Origin of the sequence: Arthrobacter sp. H14 (assembly GCF_000520495.1) — a bacterium.
Lineage (GTDB): Bacteria > Actinomycetota > Actinomycetes > Actinomycetales > Micrococcaceae > Arthrobacter_C.
The window spans coordinates 48,465-49,301 of record NZ_KI914649.1 but is presented as its reverse complement, the minus strand read 5'-3'; the positions used below and the strand labels follow the sequence as shown (position 1 = coordinate 49,301).

Below are 837 nucleotides of genomic sequence, written 5' to 3'. Positions count from 1 at the left end.
CGCAGCGGGTAATGGCGGCCGCCAGTGGCCGAACCCGCAAACGCAGTCTCCGAGTACCCAACGTCGGCCGCGACCTGCTGCATAACTTCATCGTCCATGCCGCCGGCATCAAGAACGACGCCGGCAGGGTTGCCACCGGAGGGGTCCAGCGTGAATGCGGCATAGCGAAGCACATCGGCCATACCGCTACTCTTGCGCTCCGGACTCCCCGTGTCCAGCACTTGCTGTTTCCACTCCACAAAGTAACGATTCCGCCACACAAAAACCGGCGTCGTCCGGCGGCCAAAAGCAGGCGTATTATTTAGCTACCACTGAGCATTACGGTCGGAGTCGGCTATGTCTGGCCACATCATCCCGCCGCAACACGATGACATTTCGCGCCGGCATTTTGGGGTCCTCACCGCCCTTGGAGCGCTCGCCGCTGCAGGATTGTCCACAGGCTTGTCCCCCACCCGGCTCCCACCCGCCTCCGAGTACCCAACGTCGGCCGCGACCTGCTGCATAACTTCATCGTCCATGCCGCCGGCATCAAGAACGACGCCGGCAGGGTTGCCACCGGAGGGGTCCAGCGTGAATGCGGCATAGCGAAGCACATCGGCCATACCGCTACTCTTGCGCTCCGGACTCCCCGTGTCCAGCACTTGCTGTTTCCACTCCACAAAGTAACGATTCCGCCACACAAAAACCGGCGTCGTCCGGCGGCCAAAAGCAGGCGTATTATTTAGCTACCACTGAGCATTACGGTCGGAGTCGGCTATGTCTGGCCACATCATCCCGCCGCAACACGATGACATTTCGCGCCGGCATTTTGGGGTCCTCACCGCCCTTGGAGCGCTC

The 837-nt window shown here is 61.5% G+C and carries 2 protein-coding genes; both read right to left on the bottom strand.

The annotated features are described in order from the left end of the window. A partial coding sequence (locus tag Y707_RS29755) for a PhzF family phenazine biosynthesis protein (protein WP_035781171.1) occupies positions 1-182 on the bottom strand: 182 nt, incomplete at its 3' end. Between the two features lie 123 nt (positions 183-305). Next, positions 306-602 carry a PhzF family phenazine biosynthesis protein gene (locus Y707_RS32160; RefSeq protein ID WP_081744778.1) on the bottom strand — a complete coding sequence of 99 codons (297 nt, stop codon included), beginning with the start codon at positions 600-602 and terminating at the stop codon, positions 306-308. Positions 603-837: the final 235 nt, after the last annotated feature.

What these genes read in the sequence shown, in the direction of transcription:
- Y707_RS32160 (WP_081744778.1), bottom strand. Translation starts at nt 602, where the DNA reads ATGGCCGATGTGCTTCGCTATGCCGCATTCACGCTGGACCCCTCCGGT.